Origin of the sequence: Candidatus Villigracilis vicinus (genome assembly GCF_016702885.1) — a bacterium.
GTDB classification, from domain to species: domain Bacteria; phylum Chloroflexota; class Anaerolineae; order Anaerolineales; family Villigracilaceae; genus Villigracilis; species Villigracilis vicinus.
In genome coordinates this window covers 32,825-54,114 of the sequence record NZ_JADJDD010000012.1, presented here as the reverse complement: position 1 = coordinate 54,114, position 21,290 = coordinate 32,825, and the positions used below count along the sequence as shown (strand labels likewise).

The following is a 21,290-nucleotide window of genomic DNA, read 5'->3' as shown; positions in this document are numbered from 1 at the left end:
CCAATAATGTTTGCCCCTTGAGCGGTACCTTGAAAAGTTTAAATGCTTGCCAGTTGCCGAATTACACCCTGCCCTGCCCAACGCCCACTGGCAAAACATGCAGTCAACAAGTATCCGCCTGTCGGAGCTTCCCAATCGAGCATTTCTCCGGCGCAGAAAACACCCGGCATACTCCTCAGCATTAGATCGTCATTTAATGACTCGAACTTTACCCCGCCAGCTGAACTGATCGCTTCATCCAGCGGACGGGTCGCGATCAACGGTACTGGTAAATTCTTGATGTAAAACGCCAGCCGGGTCTCATTTGAAAACTCATCCTTGGGCACGAACTCGCGCAACAAACCTGCCTTAACACCCTTCATTCCCACCGTCTTCTCCAAATGACTTGCCATCGAACGCGAACCGCGCGGCTTCGATAATCTTTCCGCCAATTGCATTTCTGTTATATCCGGCGCAAGGTCCAGAGACATCACAGCGTTGCCGCTTGCGGCGATCCTGTCTCGCAGCAATGCTGATGCAGCGTAAATTAAACTTCCTTCCACGCCTTCTTTTGTCACAATGAACTCGCCTTGTTGACGAAATTCACCGAAGGACAAGACCACAGACTTAATGGGATGCCCATCGTACTTTTCCTGAAAGACTTCACTCCAGTCCACATCGAATCCGCAATTAGATGGTTTAAGCGCTTCCACCTCCGCCCCAGCCTGACTCAGCCAATCGACCCACGCCCCGTCCGAACCGAGCCTACGCCAACTACCGCCCCCAAGTGCCAACACCACCGCATCCGCATGGACGGCTTTTATTCCCTCTGGCGTTTCGAATACCAATGCTTTATCTGCATTCCATCCCACCCACTTGTGCCGTAAATAAAAACGGACGCCCGTCTCATCTAATCGTTTCAGCCACGCTCTTAAAAGCGGACTTGCCTTCATTCCCACCGGGAATACCCGCCCTGAAGTGCCCACGAACGTTTCCACGCCCAGGTCGCCTGCCCACTTTCGTAAATGATCTGGCGTGAAATTCATGAGCCAGTGTCTTATCACATCCTTGCGCTTCCCATACCGTTCAACAAACGCATCGAATGGTTCTGAATGTGTGAGATTTAATCCGCTTTTTCCTGCCATCAAGAACTTGCGCCCCAGCGAAGACATCGAATCGTACACATCCACCTGCACCCCGTGCCCGCATAACACCTCTGCAGCCATTAAACCCGCAGGTCCGCCGCCAATGATCGCTACTGTTTTATCCATATCTTCATTATAAACATTATTAATTGATCGTCCTGCCAAATACCGAACATGGATTTTACGGCAGCCAAAATAAGGCGTTGTATAGCGATCAAGCCTACGGATCTAAAAAGCCCTCGAAATTAATTTCGAGGGCTTTTGCATTTCTGGTCAAATTTATCGTTCCACTCCCACAATACTACCGACCACGTTCAACTTCAGATTCCACTGACTGCCCGGTTGGAACTGCCTAAACTCACTCTCAGAACCCGGCGAATATGCCATCTGTCCGTCGGCCGTACTGAAATTCACCTGATAGCTGGCAGAAGTGGACCCAAGCCTTTGTCCGCTAAAAACAGATGGACTTGCATACACAGGATTAAGGTTGCTGCCATCCAGGTCGTAGGTTTGAATGGTTGCCCACTCATCCACCGTGTAACTGCAATATTGTTCAGTTTCGGTGCGGCATTCCGTCACAACCTCCGCGTAGCCATTGCCTTTATCGATGGTCTTGTCTTCGCAGATCTCCTGGCTGTCTGTCTGACATGAAACGTTGTATGCATCTGAAGGCGGATTGCCGCGTTCATTCGAATAATTCACCGCGCGTACTTCCTGAACCGGAACAGAGGTCTTCCAGTACACGCTCTCCACCGTTCCCTGTACCGAACGGGAAGGAGCCATAAACATGAAAAAGATCGCCGCACAACAGGCGAGCAAAAAAGCGCCAATGCCGCCAGCGATGAGCCAATTGAACGGCTTCGCCTTTGGCTGAGCCGCAGAGGTTGCACCAGACCTTGCCGCCGCAACTGGTTTTTGCGCAGGCACATTCACCTTGATCGGCGCCCCGCAGTTGGAGCAGGTTTTTGCTGTGCCCGGGTTTTCGGTCCCGCAATTTGTGCAGGCAATAACTTTTGGCAGAGTCGGAGCCGCTTGCAGCACCTGCCCAGCCTGACGTGCCTTGCCTTCCTTCAGATCCCCGCCGCATTGTGAGCAAGTCTCAGCCGTTGCCGGGTTGCGTGTACCGCAAAAACCGCAGTGAATATCTGCTCCAGCTTTTGCCGCCGCAACCACCTTATCATCGGTAATAAGCTTTTCATCTGAAGCACGTTGAAACTGAACATTTTCCGGTTGAGGCGCGCCGCAGCTTGCACAAGTTTTTACGGGTCCGGGGTTGCGTCCTTCGCAATTGGGACACACCCATTCGAGCTGCACAACGCCTTTGCTTTTACTTTGCATGTTTTACTCCTTGATAAATTCTGCCTTAAGTTTATAACAAAAACAGTTACGAATGGATTCCGTGTCGCTTGCGGATATCATTTAGCCGTGCATCGAAATCCGGTTCCTTGAATGGAGACAAGTCATCCGCCTCATTTCCTAACGGACGGCTGGTCAGTGCATCGAAAACAGCTGCCACACCGTTGGCGACATTATGCGGATCATAGCCGCCTTCCAGCACAAAAGCGATCCTGCCGTGGCAATATTCCCCTGCCAGTTCAATTAGTTTTTTTGATACAGTGTAAAACCCACGGGTTGATAACCCGAGTGACGTGAGCGGGTCGTTCCAATGCGAATCAAAACCTGCCGAGATCAACAACATCTCTGGTTTAAATGATTCGACCATCGGTTTGAAAATATCATCTGCAACTCGTGAAAAAGTCTCATCCCCTGCCCGCGCTGGGAGCGGGACATTGACCAGTCGATTTTTGGCGTGCGGCGCATCTTCCAGCCAGCCGGTGCCGGGGTAAATTCCCCATTGATGCGTGGAAATAAATCCTGCGCGCTCTTCGTGTAAGAGCGCGGCTTGTGTGCCATTGCCATGATGCGCATCATAATCAATGACCATTACCCTCTGCAACCCTTTTGCCAACAAGTCTTGTGCGGCGATGGCAATATTACTGAACAGGCAGAATCCCATGGCTCGATCCGGTTCGGCATGGTGCCCCGGCGGGCGGACAATGGCAAATGCGTTCTGCGCTTCTCCATTCAATACAGCCCGGGTGCAGGTCAATACGCCGCCGACGGCAAGCATGGCATCTTCATATGAAGTTGACGTTACGAACGTTGGCGCGTGGTCAATGATGCCAGATCCTTGTTTGCAAACCTCTTCGATCCCACGGATCAGCCCCGCCGGATGCACACGCGCCACATCCTCTTCTGTCGCACGGATCGGCTTCAACTGTTCTGCGCCGAAGGCGCCTAGCATGGGTTCTAAAACATCCAGCCTGCCCGGGCGTTCAGGATGATCTGGATATTCATGTTTTGAAGAAGGGACAAAGGTGAAAATTGTGCTCATGCATGAATTATATAATACGCATGACGATAAGGTGCTGCTATTCTGGCGTGAGACGCCCCCATACGAATTTGGCATATTCGCGCCAGAACATATCCGACGTGTCACTCACGGCGGGCGGGGAACTGATCGGGAATAATTCTGCTTCATCGTAGGTGGCAGGTGTACCCATCAGTGGATCCGAATGCCCAATATTAAGCAGGGGCTTGTACTCGATTGTCCAGGTCATTGCTCCGCTTTTGGCATCATCTACATTCATAAAAGAGGTTTTCAGGATGATGTTCGTATCAAATTTGGAGTTAAGGACCTCAACGCATGCTTGTCCCTGCACGACAGACAACGGATAAAACAGGTACCCGACATTGTATTGCGATAGACCAACGGGTTGCTCCAGGTTTTGGTCGAAGTACACCGGCGCAATGTCGAGATTGTTAGCGCTCATAAGCTTTAATTGAGTGACCGGCAAGGCAAATGTATGCGGCATGGCGGCTGTATTGTTCGTATTGATGGAAAGTACCGTAATGAGGAAGATCAATTTTTCGCGGCTTGCGATCTGCTCCAGCCCCATTTTGGTTTTGTTCTGAATATCAGGGGCGGCCGGATTCTCAAGGACGGCTGCATTCATTGCTACAGCTCGGATCAAGTCCGGGCTTAAGAACGTGACAATGATGCGCGCCTGACTTGCATCATCCATATTAAAGGATTCAATATCCGTCCATGTTCGAACCTGGTGATCGAGGTATTGGAATGCCTCATGTTTTGAGATGGGAGAAATAGTTTCTGTCGTGTTGGTAATGATCGGGCTGGAGGGCGAACTAATTGGGGTTGGTGCCGCTGTGGGAATGTATATATTCGCATTAAGCGGCGGCGGGCATTCGTTCGCCTGCGACAACTGCGCAACGGACGATACGGAAAAACGATCACATGCTGAAAGCCCCACAGCGATCACCACACACATGCAATATCGTAAGAAATGACGTCTCGGTTGTTGCAGTGATGTGCTCCTCGACATGCAGCCCGCCTTTCATTGCTTTCACTTTGGAGTTTTGGGAATCATCGGGTGTTTTCGAGCACTCACGCTCTGCGAAGGCGGGAAAACTAGAAACATTATAAAGACCCACCCGTTCATCTTCAAGTGTCTTTTGGCATTTGCCTTAAATAGTTACCGCCGCCTGCCAGCATGGGGGGGACATGCTGGGCAGAGCGGCGGTTGACACCAGAATACCAATAAAGGGGAGGGCAGGTGTCGTTGCAGATAATATACACCTTTTTTGTCTGAAAAGCATTAAAACTATATAAGACAAAAGTACTACACCCGGCAGGTTCTCTGGAATATGCTACTCTTCATCGTTGTGAAATATCTTTAACCACTCATCCACTTCTTTTGATGAAATGGATTTTTCCCCATCAGATGTCTTGGGCGTTGCAAGAGCAGACCGCAATTGTTTGACAAATTCTTCAGAACGGACAAATTGCGCTTGATGGACCCTCGCAGCACTTTGAACTTCATGGTCTGAAGAGACAACCACCCAGTTCTTCGCAGACTTTTCCAGCATTTCCAGCCGCCTGCGGATGGCGGCGTCTGCGGTTTGCCCGCGCGGCACAAAATGGGCGCGGACCGTGCCAAATTTTCTCATGCCAGCCTGCCCAACGGGAGCACCGTCAAAGTAGACTTCAACCTGTTGGCGTCGGATCCGCGCAAAGTCCTGTAAGAGGCGGGTGAGTTCCATTTCATCTTCCGGATCTTCGAGACTCAATCCTAGTTTTGGGATCAGGTTATGTCCATCAATGAGATAAGGCATGTCATGATTGTACTAAAAAGCGAGAGCTACCATCAAGGTAACTCTCGCTTTAGGAGTTATGCAGCTTCCATAACCTTTGTTGTCACATCAAAGGAAGGCGGGTGTTCGAGCGTCTTCTTTACTTTGCACAATTCCGCCGAGCGGATGAGTGCTGTATGATACTGTTCCGGGAAGGTCGGCGGTACCTGGATCTCCAGGTCGATCTTATCCATCATGCCAGTTGCCGGGTTGGGATAATTGCGCTGAACAATACGGATACCGTCAGTAGGAAGGTTGCGCTGGCGGCAGAAGCCCAGAACATAAATGCCCGCACATGTGCCAATCGATGCTAGGAAGACCTCGAACGGCATCGGGGCTGTGTCGTCTGTGGGTTGGTCGGTCTGTACGGTGTGTCCGCGGAAGTGGGCGTCCACTTTTTGCCCGCCGGGGAAGTCAATGATCATTTCCATGGGGAATATCCTCCAGTTTTGTTTTTATACATATTGGATGCCCTGCCAGACAAAAAGTTACAGCCAGTTTGGCATGAACCCTAATTCCTTTGGATGCGTATATCACTTGCATACTAACGAATGTCATTAAGGAAATATGGCAAAAGATAATTCCGAATATAATGAACGTACAAACCAAAGGAGAAACAAAATGACAGAGAAAAAGACCTCCGATATTATCGTTGCTCAGCAAGGCGGTGTGATCCGCAACCTTGTGAACCAATTCAAACTCATCTTCCGCCTGATTGGTGACAAGCGCGTGAATACTCTTGCCAAACTCGTTCCGATCGGCGCCTTCGCTTATTTGCTGATGCCAGCCGACCTCGCGCCGAATCTCGTCCTGCCGGTTATCGGCATGGTAGACGATGCCGCCATTCTTTGGCTGGGTTCTTACATCTTTACCGAACTCTGCCCGCCCGAAGTGGTGGATGAGCATATGAAAGCGCTTGCCGGAAATATGAAACAAGGCGACGCGAATGATGACGTTGTGGACGGCGAGACCACCGAAGTTAAAGAATAGAATAAGGAAGATGAAACGACTGTTGCTTTTTTTGACGTTGCCGATGCTAGCCTGCGGCGGCAGCGGACTCGCCGCCCCAACCATTACGCCTCTTTCCCCAACCGGAGCTGTCTCAGCGCCACAGACCGAATCTCAGTCTGAGACTCCCACTTCACCACCCACATTGGCACCCACCATCAATGCCAGCCAATTTCCCGACCCGAATAACTTCGCCTGGGTTCCTGTCGTTGACGGGCTAAACCGCCCTGTTGACCTGCAATCTGCGTTCGACGGCTCGGGACGGTTGTTCATCATCGAAAAATATGGCGTGATCCGCATCTTCAAAGATGGGCAGCTTATGCCTCAGCCTTTCCTGAATATTGAAGACCGAGTGGATGATGGCAGCAATGAAATGGGACTGCTTGGGCTGGCGTTTCACCCGGACTATGAACAGAACGGTTATTTCTATGTCAATTACACCGGTGATGGCGGGAATACACGTATCTCGCGTTTTCAAGCAGTTGGCGATTCTGCCGACCCGAATAGTGAACAAGTTTTGATGGTCGTCGACCAGCCTTTCCCGAATCATAACGGCGGCGCAGTGGTCTTCGGTCCAGATGGTTATCTCTACCTCGGTTTGGGTGATGGCGGTGCGGCGGGTGACCCGTTCAAGAATGGGCAGAATACCGGAGCACTCCTTGGCAAGATCCTGCGCATTGATGTGAATAATGGCGTCCCGTATGCCGTCCCTGCCGATAACCCATTTGGGAATGAGGTCTGGGCGTATGGACTGCGCAATCCCTGGCGTATGTCCTTTGATCGCGACACCGGCGATCTATGGATCGGCGATGTGGGACAGAATAAATATGAAGAGATCGACTATCTTCCCGCGGGATCTGCGGGTGGCGCAAATTTTGGCTGGAGTATCATGGAAGCCAGTTATGGCTACGACGGCACTTCCCAGCCGGGGATGTTCCTGCCGGCAGCCGAGTACAGTCATGATTTTGGCTGCTCGGTCACGGGCGGATATGTCTATCGTGGTTCGATGCCCGAGTGGAATGGTGTTTACCTGTACGGGGACTATTGTACGGGAACGGTCTGGGGGTTGATCCTTTCCAATGGGCAGTGGCAGTCACAGGTGATGTTCGAGACGGATCTTCTCATCACATCCTTTGGCGTTGATGAAGCAGGCGAGTTGTATCTTGTCAGTGACAATGGCAGTGCTTACATCCTTGCAAGGAAATAAAGACTTATCACATCCTAAATAGGCGGTTTGTCATTCGAGTAGGTGACGCCTGTCACTGGTCTGGCGGGCGTTTTTCCTTTAAACTAACAGCATTGAAGTCAGGAGGCAGTGATGGCAAAGAAGGTTTGGCAAGTTGAAAAAACCAAGTACTGCGAACATATGCAGGACACCGTTGCCATAGAAGTCGAGGTTGTGTACCCGGCTGAACAACTGCCTGAGCAAGCCCCCCGCATTCAGTCAAGGCGTTGTTCGAAAGCATTGGAATGTAATTGCGTTGAACATCCCGCCTGCTCCTTGAGCGGAACAAACCCTGACGTTGACCCTGTTGAATAGAACAGCTTCAAACGCTGTTCATCCAAACTCTCTCTCCTCCCTCTGAGTTGGTCTTAAGGCTACGCCGCGCATTGCGCGGCGTAAGCCGTTAATGTAGAGGGTACGCCCAGATCATCATTTTCAGGCGATTTCTGTTAAGATAGCGCGATCATGAACATCCCCACTATTCTTGGTTCTGTTGGAACCCTCATTGGACTCGTCCGTGCTGTGCCGCAGTTGGTGCGGCTTTTACGCGCACGCGGTGCCTTTGGCGTTTCGGTGGATACGGCTGCGACGAGCAGCATCGTTAGTTTGGGTTGGGCTGCGTATGGCTTGTTGACGGGGCAGACCTATGTCGTTTTGGCAACTGGATCCTCCGGTTTGATCTTTGCCATCATTACAGTCATGGCGCTTCGCTATGGACGCAGTGTCCGCGAGTTTCGAGTTGCTCCACTTTGGCTTGTGGTTTTGCTTGTAACTGGTTTTGCATTCGGCACAGATGTTTTAGGGATCGTGTTGGCGTTGAGTGCGCTGGTCTCGAATATCCCCCAGATCTTGGTTGCCTACCGTGAAGATAACCTGCATGGATTGTCTTTGGGAACCTGGCTGCTCTCGCTTTCAGATGGTCTGGTGTGGGGGACTTATGCTCTGCTTCAACACGATGTTTCGATCATCGCTTCGGGCGCGTTTCAATCCACTACCAGCGCCTTGATCGTGGCGCGCATCATATATCAACTATCGAATAAAAAGACGACAGATGGTGAGTTGGCTTCCGAATAATATTAACGCACCAGCAGGTTGGCTGGGAAATTTAATAAAGCCGCGAATAAAAAGAAAATGACAAATATCTAACAAGCGTGCTCTTTCATAACCCGCGCACAAAGTCCCGCACACTTGGGTCGGCGGGATTTTCTTTTATCTGTTCAGCCTTTCCTGCTTGTCTCAGCTCGCCGCCAATGATGACAGCCACACGGTCACCGAACTGTGCGGCTTCCTTCAGGTTGTGCGTCACAAAAATGGTCGTGCGATGAGCTTCTGCCAAAACCTTGGAAAGGTCTTCGAGTAATTTCTCACGTGTCTGCGGGTCAACGGCAGAAAAGGGTTCATCCATTAAGAGCAATTCAGGATCGAGGACAAAGGCTCGTGCCAGACTGACGCGCTGCGCCTCACCGCCTGAAAGTTGACTTGCTCTGCGCTCCAGAAGCTTATCCACGCCCATGGCTTTTGCCCACAGATGAACCCGTTCGTGGGTTTCATGCTTATCCACATTGCGGAACTTTAACCCCAAGGCAATATTCTCGCGGACAGACATATCCATCAACAGCGGGTCTTGAAAGACAAAAGCGATCTTGCGGCGATATTCCAGCTCATGCCAGTCTTTTTGCGCTTTGCCATGCAGGGTAATTTCACCTTTTGAAGATTTGAGCAAATGTGCCAATGCCAGCAGAAACGTACTTTTCCCTGCACCGTTCGGTCCAACCACAGCAAGCGTTTCCCCTTTTTGAATTTCCAGCTTTTCGACCTTAAGCGCATCTCGCCCATTGCGCTGGACGAGTAGATTTTTGATAGAGATCATTTGCGTGCCCCTTTTTGCTGAATCCATGTCAGCGCGAGGTTGATGAGATAGGTGATGATAAGCAGCAGGGCTGAAAGCGCCAACGCTTTTTCAAATTCACCTTTGGATGTTTCCAGCACGATGGCAGTCGTTAGCACCCGTGTCTGACCACGGATGTTTCCGCCCACCATCATGGATGCGCCCACTTCCGAAATGACCGAACCAAAGCCTGCCATCACTGCGGCTAACAAAGGCAGCCTTGCTTCGCGCCAAAGATGCCAGACCATTTGGGTGCGAGATGCCCCCAACCCCAAAAGTTGCTGCTGTAAACGCGGGTCCAGAGCTTCGAGGGCTGCAGCGGTCAGCCCCATAACCACTGGGGCGGAGATGACCGTCTGCGCGATGACGATCGCCCAGGGTGTGTAAATGAGGCGTAACCCGCCAAGTGGACCGCTGCGCCAGAGTGTCATTGCCACAACGAGACCAACTACAACCGGCGGTAGTGCCATTCCCGTGTTGACGATGCTCAGAATGAACGAACGTCCGTGGAATTTTCCCAGCGCCAGCCAGGTGCCGAACGGTAAACCGATCAGCAGGCTAATGATGGTGGCAAGCCCGGAAACCTGCAACGAGAGGGATGTGACTTGAAAGATTTCAGAATCAAAGATCATAAGATTTAATGGCGCCGTTCTAGGAGAGGGTTTTCCACCTCATTATAAAGAAAAGGGACGGCTTTTGTGAGCCGTCCCCATGTTGAAATATATGGAGTGATTAGCTGTCGAGACCGAGTTCTGCGGGGTCTTTTCCAGCATCGGGGATGAAGAGCGGCTGCCCGAATTTTTCCACGCCGAATTCTGCAATGACTGCCTGCGTTTCAGGAGCTACCATGAAATTGGCGAACGCCAACGCACCTTCGTAGTTGATCTTGTCAGACTTGGCGGAGTTGACGGTGATGACGTGATACACATTAAGCAGTGCATTGTTGCCTTCAAGTAGAATTTCCAACTGAAGGTTGTCCTTATTGGCAAGGTAAGTGGCGCGGTCGGTAAGGATGTATGCCTGCTTTTCTGAAGCCACGGTGAGTGAAGCGCCCATGCCCTGACCGGTTTCGAAGAACCATGCCTGCCCCTTCGGATCAAGTTCGGCTTTATCCCAGAAGCTCACTTCTTTCTTGTGGGTGCCGGAGTCATCGCCGCGGGAGACGAAAGGCGCGCCTGCATTGAAGATGGCAACAAAGGCTTCCTTGGGTCCAAGTTCCTTGATGGCTGCGGGGTCTTCAGCAGGACCAACGATGATGAAATCGTTGTGCATGACGAGGAAACGATCCTGACCATTGCCGCCATCCATGAATGTTTTTTCGGAGGAAGGTGCATGGACGAGAAGCACATCCGCGTTGCCTTCTTCGCCCATCTTAAGCGCTTCGCCGGTGCCTACGGCAACGGTCTGTACGGTGTAGCCGGTCTGTTCTTCGAACATCGGCACGAGTACGTCGAGCAAGCCAGAGTCCTGTGTGGAAGTGGTGGTGGCGAGGATCAGGTTCGGGTTTGCAGGAGCAGCGGCTTCCGTCGGCGCTTCAGTAGCGGCTTCGGTAGCAGGGGCTTCGGTGGCTGCTGCTTCGGTAGCAGGAGCCTCGGTCGCTGCGGGGGAACCGCAGGCTGCCAACGTCAACGAGAGGACGAGCAGCAGAGTGAAAATAAAATTGCGAGTGGTGAGTTTCATACATCTATCCTTGGTTGGTTTTATTTGAAGAACGGTGAATGCCAAGCGCGATCAATGCGCCGAGCAAGCCTCCGATCATTCCGAAGAGAAGGTGACTGGCAAATGGGTAGAGGACCCCGTAACGAAAAGAACCGAAGGGCCAGCCGGAAATAAGATTTACAACGAACTGTCCGAGCGGTTTGGTGGCGTGTGCCAACCCGCCCAGCAAGACCAGATACCAGATCTGTTTGGTAAAACGCGGCGCGTAATAAAAACCAAGATCCATAACAAGACCCGGCAGCAGGTAGAACAACCAACCGAAGGGATTGTCGCCTTGCAGCCCAGGCATAAGGGATGCCGCCGAAGCGCCGATGCTGGTGAGTGTGCCTGCCCCGCGGAAGCGCGACGAAGCGCGTCCAAGGATCATGATCGCCATCCACTCAATGCCATGATGCCCAGGCAAGCCCAACGACAGGTCGGTGGCGCGATGCAGTACCACCGCTGTCACACCACCGCCAATGAGCAGCAGGATTTCAAGCCAGGTCTGCGCCCAGTCAGTTCGAGAGACGTTTGATGTGGTCTTTAGAGATGATGTTCCATTCATTGTTTTTCTCCTCAACATAAAGTGTTGCCTTGCCATTCTTTAAAATGGGGCGGATCCATTCGCCCACATCCACGACCGAATCAGGCGTAAGCTCTACCTGTTCCAGAGTACATACACGGTCTACATGTCCCAGCAAGCAGATCTCATGTGCGGAATATTTGCCCTTCAACTCACGCAAGCCCGGCAGCCAGAGGTAGCGACCATCATCCCCTGCGCGATGGAGACCAATGGCTGCCAGCGATCCGATGATCCCGCCGTGTGTGCCTGTCAGTCCTTCGCATCGTATCCCGGACCTTGCGGCGGTCTCACGTGCTTCAGGCATGGTCAACACTGTGAGCTTTGCCTTCCTGCCCCAATCCAGAACATCTTCGCTGACTGAGTTCCACCCGGCGAGGCATAGACCAGCATCCGAGCCAATGGCGCTCTCGCGCAACAAAAACTCACGAGCGGCTTCCCAAACAAGCTCTTCTTTTTCAATTTCAAGTGCCAGGCACGCTGAACTGTTGTGCGAGGTGTATGGGATGCGCTCATCCACTAGAAGTTGATGCCGGGTAATGCCAAGTGGATTTGCAAGTTTGTTTTCTGTGAGCCAATCCGCAAGCTGGCGGACACGGTGCCCTGTTCCGCGGCTTTCGAGGTTGTCTGTGTCATCAATTCCAAGTAGGATGCGCATGAAAACTCCTGAAAACTTCGTGTATTCAATTAAGGGAAAACTTAACTGATTTTTGAAAAAAACACCGTTTTGTCTTTTCCGTTACTTGACGGAGATCTCAGTAATGTCCTTTGTCCAGTCTGCTTTGGGGATATAGGTAGTGGCAAGTTTCATTGTGCCGCGATTGCTGAAATCAAGGATGGTGTTGTCATCTACTTGGTCAGCGGTTAAGGTGGTGGCAGCGCTGCTTCCGCTGAGGGTAACCTCAGTGAACTCGGTCACACCTGCCAGAGCGAGTACATCCGCCAGTTTGGGACCTTCCTGCACTTTGCCTTCCACCGTGATACTGGAAAGCGGCAGGGTTTTGACGGATTCGAGGGTTACGTCAAATGAAGATCCGTCAGTTTTTACGATCTTGAACAAGGCATCAGCGGCCGCTTCAGTTGGGGCTTCAGGCGCGGCAGATTCGGTTGATGCGGGTTCGGCTGTAACCGGAGCTTCAGCAGGTGCGGCGCAGGCGGATATTACTATCATACCGGCCACCGCAATGGATAAAAGTACAGAGGTGTGTTTCATGGATTCCTTTGTGTGCAATTTCTGTTAGATGGCGATCTGCTCGCCGCTATGCCGGGTGTTATAGCCGGTGAGAGATGCCAACATCGTTCGGAAATTCGAGGTCTGGATAAAATCAAGCAGTGGGTTAAGATTCTTTTCCTGCTCGCGAGGCAGGACCAGGTCGTAGCGTTCTTCGAAAAGCGGGATGAAGTCCAGCCCGTTTTGATGTGCGGCAGCCTGAAGCCCAAGAGAAACATCCACTTTGTTCTGTGAGATCAAGTTCGCCGCCTCGCTATGTGTTTTGACCTGATCTTCGTACCCATTTATTTTTTCAGCTGGGATCTTTTGCTTGCGCAATTCCGCATCCAGCCAGAGGCGGGTGCCGGAGCCGGCATTGCGATTTAAGAAGCGAACATTGGGTCTTGTGATATCTGCGATCTTTCGAATATCTTTGGGGTTGCCGCCTGCCAGCATTAATCCTTGTGTGCGATAGGCAAGGGTGATAACTTCCACATCCCGGTCTGGGAACAGATGCCTTACAAAGGGGGTGTTATATTCGCCGCTTTCTCCCAACAAATGTGAACCGGAGATCTGGCATAGTCCCTGCCGTAGATTGACCAGCCCATCCAGCGAACCGACAGGCATGCTGAGCAGGTTGACATGCTTGGCAAGTTGATTGGCAATGCCTTCAAGGGCAATATCGTGACTGCCCGAGAAAATGACTGTGGGGTATTTGCTTTTTGGCAGGATCAATTCCTGCAAAAGGAAAGCGTCTCCTCGTGCGCGGTAGAATTTTTCCGTCACTTTGCCGGTGCGGCGAGTTTCACTGATCTCGATCAGCCCGGCAGATTCCAGCGCGAGGATGTGGTGCCGCACCCATGCAGGGGACTGTTTCATCGTCCGTGCAAGGATCGTGAGCGTGGCGGGAGCCGCCATCAACAGGCGCAGAATATCCATGCGGCGGTTATCTGCCAGCAGCTTGATCTTGTCAAATGAGTTGATGGAGGTGACGGTTTTCATTTATCTCAATTAAGGGGAAACTTAATTGCGAGTTTACTGGTTTAACCTTGCGGAGTCAAGCAAGATTTTTTATTTGACACTGCCCCCTGCCCATGTTATAAAAAATGTGATCGTTATTTTGCTCGTAGTGTGCATGGATTGCATATTGGGAGAAAATAGAAGATGTAGCTCCATGAAGCCTCTCATTGGAGAGGCGTTTTTGTTAGTGAAAGAGAATCATGTTGGTCGAACACCGTGTTTCACTTAATTGGGCGTAAAGGAATATGAACGAAAATTGTACGATCTCTGTTGCGACTGCTGAAGATGCGCTTGCAATTTCAAGATTGAACCTGCTCTTCAATGAAGTCGATGAATCTCCGCAAGCCATCGCCGCTCGCATGAGTGACCCTGCCTGCGTGGAAACGGTCATCCTCGCCAAAATTGCGGATGAAGCCGTTGGCTTTGCGCTTATGCGCGTGGTGTCGAGGATTTTATATTCCACCCCCCACGCTGAATTGACCGAGTTGTACGTGTTGGAAGAATTCCGTCAACAAGGTGTTGCCAGCGATCTGATCGCCTTTGCGGAGAAGGTCGCTGCACAAAAAGGCGCGCTGAGTATTATTGTGCAAACCGGAGATGATAATTTGCCTGCGCTGGCGTTATATAAAAGGCTTGAGTATGAAGAATACGATCTTGTGTTAAAAAAGAGAATTTTCTGATAAAACTGTTGTAAGAATATTGATAAGGAAAGAATAATTAATGAAAAGACAATATACCAACCGCCGTTACCTCGATGCCCTCGAAAAGAAAGTCCTCGTCTTCGATGGCGCGATGGGCACGAGTCTGCAATTGCAAAACCTAACCGCCGAACATTTCGGCGGCGAACAATACAACGGATGTAACGACTATCTCGTCATCTCGTATCCCGAAGCTGTGGAGAAAGTCCATCGTTCCTTCCTCGAAGCGGGTGTGGATGTGCTCGAAACCGACACCTTCCGCTCGAATCGCTTGACGATGGTGGAATATAAATTACAAGACCGCATCATCGAGATCAACGTCGCTGCTGCGAGTCTCGCTCGCAAAGTGGCGGATGAATTCGCCGCGAAGACCGGTCAGCCACGTTTTGTTGCGGGTTCCATCGGACCGTCCGGTAAGTTGCCGTCCACGAATGACCCTGAATTATCAAACGTCAAATACGATGAACTCATCGATACGTTTTGTGAACAGGCAGTCGGATTAATTCAAGGCGGTGTGGATCTGCTGCTTATCGAAACGTCGCAAGACATTCTAGAAGTCAAAGCCGCCATCACGGGCATTCACAAAGCTTTCAGCGAAACGAATATCTACTTGCCGATCCAGGCTCAGGTCACGTTGGATACGACCGGTCGCATGTTGCTCGGCACCGACATCAACGCATCCCTCACCATCCTCGAAGGCATGGGCATCGATGTTGTCGGTCTCAACTGTTCCACCGGACCCGAACACATGCGCGAGCCGATCCGCTTCCTCGGCGAAAATTCTACGCTGCCGGTTTCGTGCATTCCGAATGCGGGCTTGCCATTGAATGTCGATGGTCAAGCCGTCTATCCGCTTGAGCCCGAACCATACGCGAATGACATGTATGAATTCGTGACGAAACATAATGTCCGCGTAGTTGGTGGATGCTGCGGAACGACTCCTGCGCATCTCAAACTACTGGTGGATAAACTCGCCAATTACCAATTACCAAGCGACAAAGCTCCGGTTCAATCTACGCCTCAGCTTGCCTCTGCCATGTCAGCCATTGCCATGCGACAGGACCCCGCCCCGACCTTGCTCGGCGAGCGCTGCAACGCGCAAGGTTCTCGCAAGTTCAAACGCCTGCTGCTCGAAGAAGATTACGATGGCATCCTCGACATCGCACGTGAACAAGTGGCGGGCGGTGCGCATGCGCTTGATATTTCTGTCGCCGTCACCGAACGCGCAGACGAAGGCGAGCAGATGCGCAAGGTCATCAAGAAATTGCAAATGGGCGTGGACGTTCCGCTCGTGATCGACACCACCGAAGTGGATGTGTTGGAGATCGCTTTGCAAACTGCGCCGGGACGTTGTCTCATCAACTCCACGCATCTCGAATCTGGTCGTGATAAAGCCGATAAGATATTTGCGCTTGCCAAAAAATACAATGCCGCCGTCATCGTTTTGACCATTGACGAGCAAGGCATGGCGAAGACCGCGCAACGCAAATACGAAGTTGCGCAACGTATCTACGACATCGCCGTCAACGACCACGGACTCAAACCCGAAGATTTGGTCTTCGATGACCTGACCTTCACTCTTGCTACCGGCGACATTGAATTTGTCGACTCCGCCAAAGAGACCATCGAAGGCATTCGCCTCATTAAACAGAAGTTGCCCGGTGTGATGACTTCGCTTGGTGTGAGCAACCTCTCGTTTGGTTTTGCTCCACAAGCCCGCCCGCCGTTGAACTCGGTCATGCTGTATTACTGCGTGCAAGCTGGTTTGGACATGGCAATCGTCAACGCCGCGCATGTGATGCCCTATACCGAGATCGGCACCGAAGAACGCGAACTTTGCGAAGATCTTATTTTCAATCGTCGCGAAGATGCGCTTCAGCGTTTCATCCAGCATTTTGAGAACGTTGAGGTTTCCACTGAATCCAATATTGCTGACCCCACCGAAGGCATGACCTCCGAGCAGAAACTGCATTGGAAGATTTTGCATCGCGTCAAGGAAGGTGTTGAAGCCGATATTGACGACCCAGACTCATCAACCCCTCCCGTTGAGACGACGGCAATACGAAGCCACGCGAAGTCGCTGTTCGTAAGAATAATTCCCCCCCCCGCCGCACATTTCCCCCCCCACCCCCCAAAAGAGGTGATTTTGACTTCCCGCCATGAAAGAAGTCCCGGCAAGTTCGGCGCGGGTGAATTGATCCTGCCCTTTCGTATTGCAATCCGCCGAAACGATGAAGAAGACCGTTTCTCATCTTGAAAATTATCTTGAGAAAGTGGAAGGTGTCACCAAGGGAACCGTTGTCATCGCCACCGTCTACGGCGATGTGCATGACATCGGCAAAAATCTGGTCAAGACCATTCTCGCCAACAACGGCTACACCGTCATTGACCTCGGCAAGCAAGTCCCTGCCGAAACCATCATTACCGAATCTGTGAAAGCCAATGCTACTGCGATTGGTTTGTCTGCATTGCTGGTCTCTACTTCCAAGCAGATGCCGCTCATCGTCAACGAAATGCAGCGCCGCGGACATAAGATTCCCGTTCTCATCGGTGGCGCAGCCATCAACCGCCGCTTCGGTCGCCGCATCCTCTTCACTGAAGGCGGCGAAGCCTATGAGCCGGGTGTCTTCTATTGTAAGGACGCCTTCGAAGGCTTGGATACGATGGATGCATTGATCGATCCCAACCGCAAGCCAGCCATGCTCGAACAACTGCGCAAAGATGCGGATATGGAAATGAACCGCGCCTCACAATTCGCGCCGACAGCTGCCACTGGTCAACGTTCATCTATTACGCCCGCGCCGATTGCCCTCCCCACCAAACTCGGACAGCGCATCGTCAAAGACATGCCGCTTGAAATGGTCTTGAAGCATCTCAACATGAACGAGTTGTATCGTCTCTCATGGGGTGCCAAGAACACACATGGCAAGGAATGGGAAAAATTAAAGAAAGACTTTGATGCCCGTCTCGCCAAGATGACCAAAGATGCACTCAAAGAAGGCTGGATCAGACCCCAAGCCGTCTACGGTTACTTTGCCTGTCAAGCCGATGGCGATAGTTTAATCATCTACGATAACGCCGAAAACAAAAAAGAAATTGAACGCTTCCACTTCCCGCGCCAGCCTTATGATGACCATCTTGCGCTCTCCGATTACTACGCCTCCGTCGAGTCAGGTCAAATGGATGTGGTCGCGCTTCAGGTCGTGACCGTCGGTCAAGCCGCCAGCGACAAGTTCGATAAAATGCAAGCTGCCAACGATTACACCGAAGCCTACTTCGTGCATGGGCTCGCCGTCCAAGCCGCCGAAGCGACTGCCAACTATCTCCACGAACATGTTCGCCGAGAACTTGGTCTTGCCGAGGAACAGGGCAAGCGTTACTCATGGGGATATCCCGCCATCCCCGAACTCGAAGATCATTTTAAAGTCTTCAAACTTTTGCCTGCTGTCGAATCTGAACTAGGTATGAGCCTTGCCGTTTCCGGTCAGCTCATTCCTGAGCAATCCACTGCCGCTATCATCGTTCATCACAAAGATGCGAAGTATTATGCGGTGGGTGAGAGCCGTGTGGAGCAGTTGACGAAGTAACGATGTCCTTTCCGCTTGCGTTGGTTTTCCATTCTTCGTTTTTGAAGGATAATAGGATGGTTGAACCTGTCTGGAAAAACGAATGAAGTTACCTATCCGTATATTGATCTTTGCCAGCTTGCTTGTAGGGTTGTTTACGTTTAAGAACTATGGCGAAAGTTGGGATGAGCCCGATATTTACCGCTATGGTGAATATGCGTTGGATGCTTATCAGTACATTACGCATCCTCAGGACCTGCCTAACTTTGATACGAACCTGGATTTTTACGGTCCCGCCTATTTCATTTTAGTGTCCATCCTTGCTCAGGGATTAATGACGATCTTTCCAACATGGTCGGTCGTTGAAGCCTGGCACCTTCTTTATTTTCTGACATTTCTCGCCGGTGTTTATGTGTTGTACCTTCTGGCAAGGCGCTGGTTAAGTGAATGGGCTGCTCTTGGTGTCACGCTTTTGTTTTTGACCCAGCCTTTATTGTGGGGGCACGCGTTTATCAACCCCAAGGATACGCCTTTCATGGTTTTCTTCATGATGAGTGTTTATTTTGGGCTTCGGTTCATGGATGCAGAACTACGCCTCGCTCAACGTTGGGTTTGGGTTGCCCTTGCTGGAATTTTCCTTGGGCTGACGATCTCGCTCCGTGTGCTCGGTCCGCTGGCAGGGATGATCGTGCTGGCAAATGCAGGCATGAAGGATTGGCGAAAAACGCTCGTCTATTCTGTTCCTTATTTGTGTATTGCAGGGTTGGCGGCTTATCTGACATGGCCATTCCTATGGGCGGCGCCTGTTACAAATTATCTCGAAAGCCTGAGGTTAATGTCGGAATTTCCTTTCGATGCTGCAGTGTTGTTCAATGGCACACTCTACCCGCCGGAAGCTGTGCCACGCTTGTATTTTCCGATATTGTTCGCTTTGCAATTGACGGAGCCTGTGTTGCTTCTTTTCCCGATCGGCATGATTGCCTTGCTCGCATCTTTTCGTCAACGTGATAAGGGGGAGCCGGTCGTTTTAATTTCTGGGTGGTTGATCCTGCCTGCATTGGCGGTGATCGTGCTTCGTAGTAATTTATACGATAATGCCCGCCAGCTCTATTTCTTGTTGCCGCCCATATTCCTTGTTTCAGGCTTTACGTTGGACTTGATTCTTAAGTACGTCACACGTCCCATTGTAAGAAGCACGGTTTTATTCGCGCTGGCATTGCCGGGACTGTTCGCCATCGTTCAATTGCATCCTTTTGAATACGTGTATTACAACAGCTTCATTGGCGGTGTGGATGGGGCAGCGCATCGGTTTGAAACAGATTACTGGGGGACTTCGTTCAAAAATGCCCTGGAGTATCTCAACGGCATTGCGCCGGAACAAGCCCGTATTTTGGTTCTCTCCGGTCCGGATGATATTGCCCGCCGTTATGCCCGCACTGATCTGCAGATCGTCACCGAGGAGACCGATTACAACCACGAAGGCGATTTTGATTATGTCCTGATCTTGACACGTAAAAATTTAGGCGAACAACGTTGTAGAAAATCCGAGACCGTCCACACGGTCGGCAGGGATGATGTTGTATTCACCTTCGTCAAAAAACTGGGACCAGATGGTCTTTGCAAGTAATAAACTGATCATGAAAAGATAACCGCATGAGAAAATATTTTCAAATCGCCCTGAATGCGTGGCTTATGTCCACGGTGCTAGCCATAACCCAGCTCGTCATCATCTACTTCCGTAACGGTGTGACAGGGTTGAATCTCTTCATACAGGAGTGGCCGCTTTCCAACCTGGCGGTGACGCTTGCCGCTACGACCGTCACATGGGTATTGGCAGGCGTATTGCTTTATCTTCTTGCTAATGGAAAGATCAATAAATCCAATGCCTGGCAGACATTTGGGTTTTTTCTTGTAATGTTCGTTTACCTCAATATTTTGCGCGAGCGCTTTCGCTATGGCGACTATCACTATTATCTTGAAGCCGCTACCGCTCTTGCCAATGGGCAGCCCCTGCCTGACACTTATCTCTATCTTCCGCTTTGGGGCACGCTTTTGCGCTTTCTTGTCCCGCTTGGCGATCAAGGCGTAATGATCGTCCTCTGGCTTGTCAATATCGTTGCTCTTGGCGCGTTTTACTTTTTATTGATCCAGACCCTTGAGCGCTATAACTTTCCTCGTCGTATTTCCGTCCTCATCACCATCCTCTTTCTGCTCATCAATACTCCTTTGATGCGCACGCTGGGATTCCTCCAGGTCAACTTGATGACTCTCGACCTAATTCTGCTTAGCATTCTTGCATATCCCAAAAACAACTTCCTGTCTGCTTTAGCCCTTGCTGTTGCTGTTCACCTCAAAACCTCTCCTGCGGTCATCGTACTTGCCTTTCTGCTTGAATTCAACTGGCGCTGGATGTTTTGGTTCGGTGTGAGCTTTCTTGGCATTGGTCTATTCCCAATTGCCATGCACGGCGTGGATATTTATCTGCAGTTCGTCAATAACACGATTGCGCTTGCCCAGATCCCCGATACGAACTTCCATGACACTTCCTTTGACTCGTTCCTGCGCTTTTTCAATCCTTTCTTTGGGATCCAGATCGCACAGACCCGCCTTATGGCGCTGGGTGCCAAGGTTTTGTTGCTTGTTGCAACCCTCTGGACGATGACGCAGAACGTGCGCGAACGGTCTTTCTTAAGAGAAGGTCGCCTGCTCAACGCCCTTCCTTCTTTATTTGTATTTATGACCCTCGCTTCGCCCATCGTCTGGGATCATCACGGCATTTTCCTTACGTTGACGTTTCTACTCATGCTCAAACTCATTCGGTCTCCGGGGCATTGGGTGGTGTTTATGGCTGCTTATTTCTTTGAGTTCATGCTGCCTTCCTTTGACTTCTTCCCCTGGTCTTACGGGCGTCTTGTTGCGCCGATGGTTGTCCTTTGGTTGATGTTTGCCTTCCGGAAGAAGGATGAGCCATCTTCTTTCATTGTCTCTGTAGATCAGTGGCTGATGAAATTGGAAAGTTGATAAAACCGGATCGTAAAGACAACAAAGGGTCACAAAGGGT

General features: G+C 51.0%; 22 protein-coding genes. 9 read left to right on the top strand and 13 right to left on the bottom strand.

Annotation, left to right across the window (positions count from 1 at the left end):
* Positions 1 to 38: 38 nt before the first annotated feature.
* From IPG80_RS11800 to IPG80_RS11775, 6 genes are all read right to left on the bottom strand, one after another.
* A complete protein-coding gene (locus IPG80_RS11800) occupies positions 39 to 1,250 on the bottom strand; it encodes a TIGR03862 family flavoprotein (protein WP_345106857.1) in 1,212 nt (403 codons plus the stop codon).
* 153 nt (positions 1,251 to 1,403) lie between these two features.
* On the bottom strand, positions 1,404 to 2,462 hold the full coding sequence (locus IPG80_RS11795; protein ID WP_345106855.1) for a zinc ribbon domain-containing protein: 1,059 nt from the start codon (positions 2,460 to 2,462) through the stop codon (positions 1,404 to 1,406).
* Between the two features lie 46 nt (positions 2,463 to 2,508).
* Positions 2,509 to 3,519: a histone deacetylase gene (locus IPG80_RS11790; protein ID WP_345106853.1), complete on the bottom strand. Its 1,011-nt coding sequence runs from the start codon at positions 3,517 to 3,519 to the stop codon at positions 2,509 to 2,511.
* 37 nt (positions 3,520 to 3,556) lie between these two features.
* Positions 3,557 to 4,474, bottom strand: a complete 918-nt coding sequence (locus tag IPG80_RS11785; protein ID WP_345106850.1) for a hypothetical protein — start codon at positions 4,472 to 4,474, stop codon at positions 3,557 to 3,559.
* Positions 4,475 to 4,853: 379 nt separating this feature from the next.
* Positions 4,854 to 5,318, bottom strand: coding sequence for an NYN domain-containing protein (locus IPG80_RS11780; protein WP_345106848.1), 465 nt, complete (start codon positions 5,316 to 5,318; stop codon positions 4,854 to 4,856).
* 56 nt (positions 5,319 to 5,374) lie between these two features.
* The gene (locus IPG80_RS11775) at positions 5,375 to 5,767 is read right to left on the bottom strand and encodes an OsmC family protein (protein WP_345106846.1); all 393 of its coding nucleotides are present in this window, start codon (positions 5,765 to 5,767) and stop codon (positions 5,375 to 5,377) included.
* Positions 5,768 to 5,957: 190 nt separating this feature from the next.
* Here IPG80_RS11775 and IPG80_RS11770 point away from each other — a divergent pair, with 190 nt between their 5' ends.
* The 4 genes from IPG80_RS11770 to IPG80_RS11755 all read left to right on the top strand — a co-directional run bounded on the left by IPG80_RS11770 (position 5,958) and on the right by IPG80_RS11755 (position 8,643).
* Positions 5,958 to 6,326, top strand: coding sequence for a DUF1232 domain-containing protein (locus tag IPG80_RS11770; RefSeq protein WP_345106844.1), 369 nt, complete (start codon positions 5,958 to 5,960; stop codon positions 6,324 to 6,326).
* A gap of 10 nt (positions 6,327 to 6,336) precedes the next feature.
* On the top strand, positions 6,337 to 7,551 hold the full coding sequence (locus tag IPG80_RS11765) for a PQQ-dependent sugar dehydrogenase (protein ID WP_345106842.1): 1,215 nt from the start codon (positions 6,337 to 6,339) through the stop codon (positions 7,549 to 7,551).
* A 111-nt stretch (positions 7,552 to 7,662) separates the two neighbouring features.
* On the top strand, positions 7,663 to 7,884 hold the full coding sequence (locus IPG80_RS11760; protein ID WP_345106839.1) for a hypothetical protein: 222 nt from the start codon (positions 7,663 to 7,665) through the stop codon (positions 7,882 to 7,884).
* A 150-nt stretch (positions 7,885 to 8,034) separates the two neighbouring features.
* Positions 8,035 to 8,643, top strand: a complete 609-nt coding sequence (locus IPG80_RS11755) for a PQ-loop domain-containing transporter (RefSeq protein WP_345106836.1) — start codon at positions 8,035 to 8,037, stop codon at positions 8,641 to 8,643.
* A gap of 85 nt (positions 8,644 to 8,728) precedes the next feature.
* Here the strand turns inward: IPG80_RS11755 and IPG80_RS11750 are convergent, their stop codons facing one another.
* From IPG80_RS11750 to IPG80_RS11720, 7 genes are all read right to left on the bottom strand, one after another.
* Entirely contained in the window at positions 8,729 to 9,439 is a 711-nt protein-coding gene (locus tag IPG80_RS11750) for an ABC transporter ATP-binding protein (protein ID WP_345106832.1), read from the bottom strand.
* Positions 9,436 to 10,089, bottom strand: coding sequence for an ABC transporter permease (locus IPG80_RS11745; protein WP_345106829.1), 654 nt, complete (start codon positions 10,087 to 10,089; stop codon positions 9,436 to 9,438). Before IPG80_RS11745 ends, IPG80_RS11750 begins: the two co-directional genes overlap by 4 nt.
* Positions 10,090 to 10,189: 100 nt before the next feature.
* Positions 10,190 to 11,137: a substrate-binding domain-containing protein gene (locus tag IPG80_RS11740; protein ID WP_345106826.1), complete on the bottom strand. Its 948-nt coding sequence runs from the start codon at positions 11,135 to 11,137 to the stop codon at positions 10,190 to 10,192.
* 4 nt (positions 11,138 to 11,141) lie between these two features.
* Complete coding sequence (locus IPG80_RS11735) at positions 11,142 to 11,720, bottom strand: hypothetical protein (RefSeq protein WP_345106824.1); 579 nt, start codon at positions 11,718 to 11,720, stop codon at positions 11,142 to 11,144.
* On the bottom strand, positions 11,671 to 12,393 hold the full coding sequence (locus tag IPG80_RS11730) for an ABC transporter substrate-binding protein (RefSeq protein WP_345106822.1): 723 nt from the start codon (positions 12,391 to 12,393) through the stop codon (positions 11,671 to 11,673). The genes IPG80_RS11735 and IPG80_RS11730 overlap by 50 nt, the downstream gene beginning before the upstream one ends.
* A gap of 81 nt (positions 12,394 to 12,474) precedes the next feature.
* Positions 12,475 to 12,948, bottom strand: a complete 474-nt coding sequence (locus IPG80_RS11725) for a hypothetical protein (protein ID WP_345106819.1) — start codon at positions 12,946 to 12,948, stop codon at positions 12,475 to 12,477.
* A gap of 24 nt (positions 12,949 to 12,972) precedes the next feature.
* Positions 12,973 to 13,947, bottom strand: a complete 975-nt coding sequence (locus tag IPG80_RS11720) for a substrate-binding domain-containing protein (RefSeq protein ID WP_345106816.1) — start codon at positions 13,945 to 13,947, stop codon at positions 12,973 to 12,975.
* A 263-nt stretch (positions 13,948 to 14,210) separates the two neighbouring features.
* Between IPG80_RS11720 and IPG80_RS11715 the strand changes: the two genes are divergently transcribed.
* The 5 genes from IPG80_RS11715 (at position 14,211) to IPG80_RS11695 (ending at position 21,250) form a co-directional block, all read left to right on the top strand.
* Positions 14,211 to 14,645: a GNAT family N-acetyltransferase gene (locus IPG80_RS11715; RefSeq protein WP_345106814.1), complete on the top strand. Its 435-nt coding sequence runs from the start codon at positions 14,211 to 14,213 to the stop codon at positions 14,643 to 14,645.
* Between the two features lie 40 nt (positions 14,646 to 14,685).
* Positions 14,686 to 16,920: a homocysteine S-methyltransferase family protein gene (locus tag IPG80_RS11710; RefSeq protein WP_345106811.1), complete on the top strand. Its 2,235-nt coding sequence runs from the start codon at positions 14,686 to 14,688 to the stop codon at positions 16,918 to 16,920.
* On the top strand, positions 16,895 to 18,250 hold the full coding sequence (locus tag IPG80_RS11705) for a vitamin B12 dependent-methionine synthase activation domain-containing protein (protein WP_345106808.1): 1,356 nt from the start codon (positions 16,895 to 16,897) through the stop codon (positions 18,248 to 18,250). Before IPG80_RS11710 ends, IPG80_RS11705 begins: the two co-directional genes overlap by 26 nt.
* An 82-nt stretch (positions 18,251 to 18,332) precedes the next feature.
* Positions 18,333 to 19,856 carry a glycosyltransferase family 39 protein gene (locus IPG80_RS11700; RefSeq protein WP_345106805.1) on the top strand — a complete coding sequence of 508 codons (1,524 nt, stop codon included), beginning with the start codon at positions 18,333 to 18,335 and terminating at the stop codon, positions 19,854 to 19,856.
* A gap of 26 nt (positions 19,857 to 19,882) precedes the next feature.
* Positions 19,883 to 21,250, top strand: a complete 1,368-nt coding sequence (locus tag IPG80_RS11695; protein WP_345106803.1) for a glycosyltransferase family 87 protein — start codon at positions 19,883 to 19,885, stop codon at positions 21,248 to 21,250.
* Positions 21,251 to 21,290: the final 40 nt, after the last annotated feature.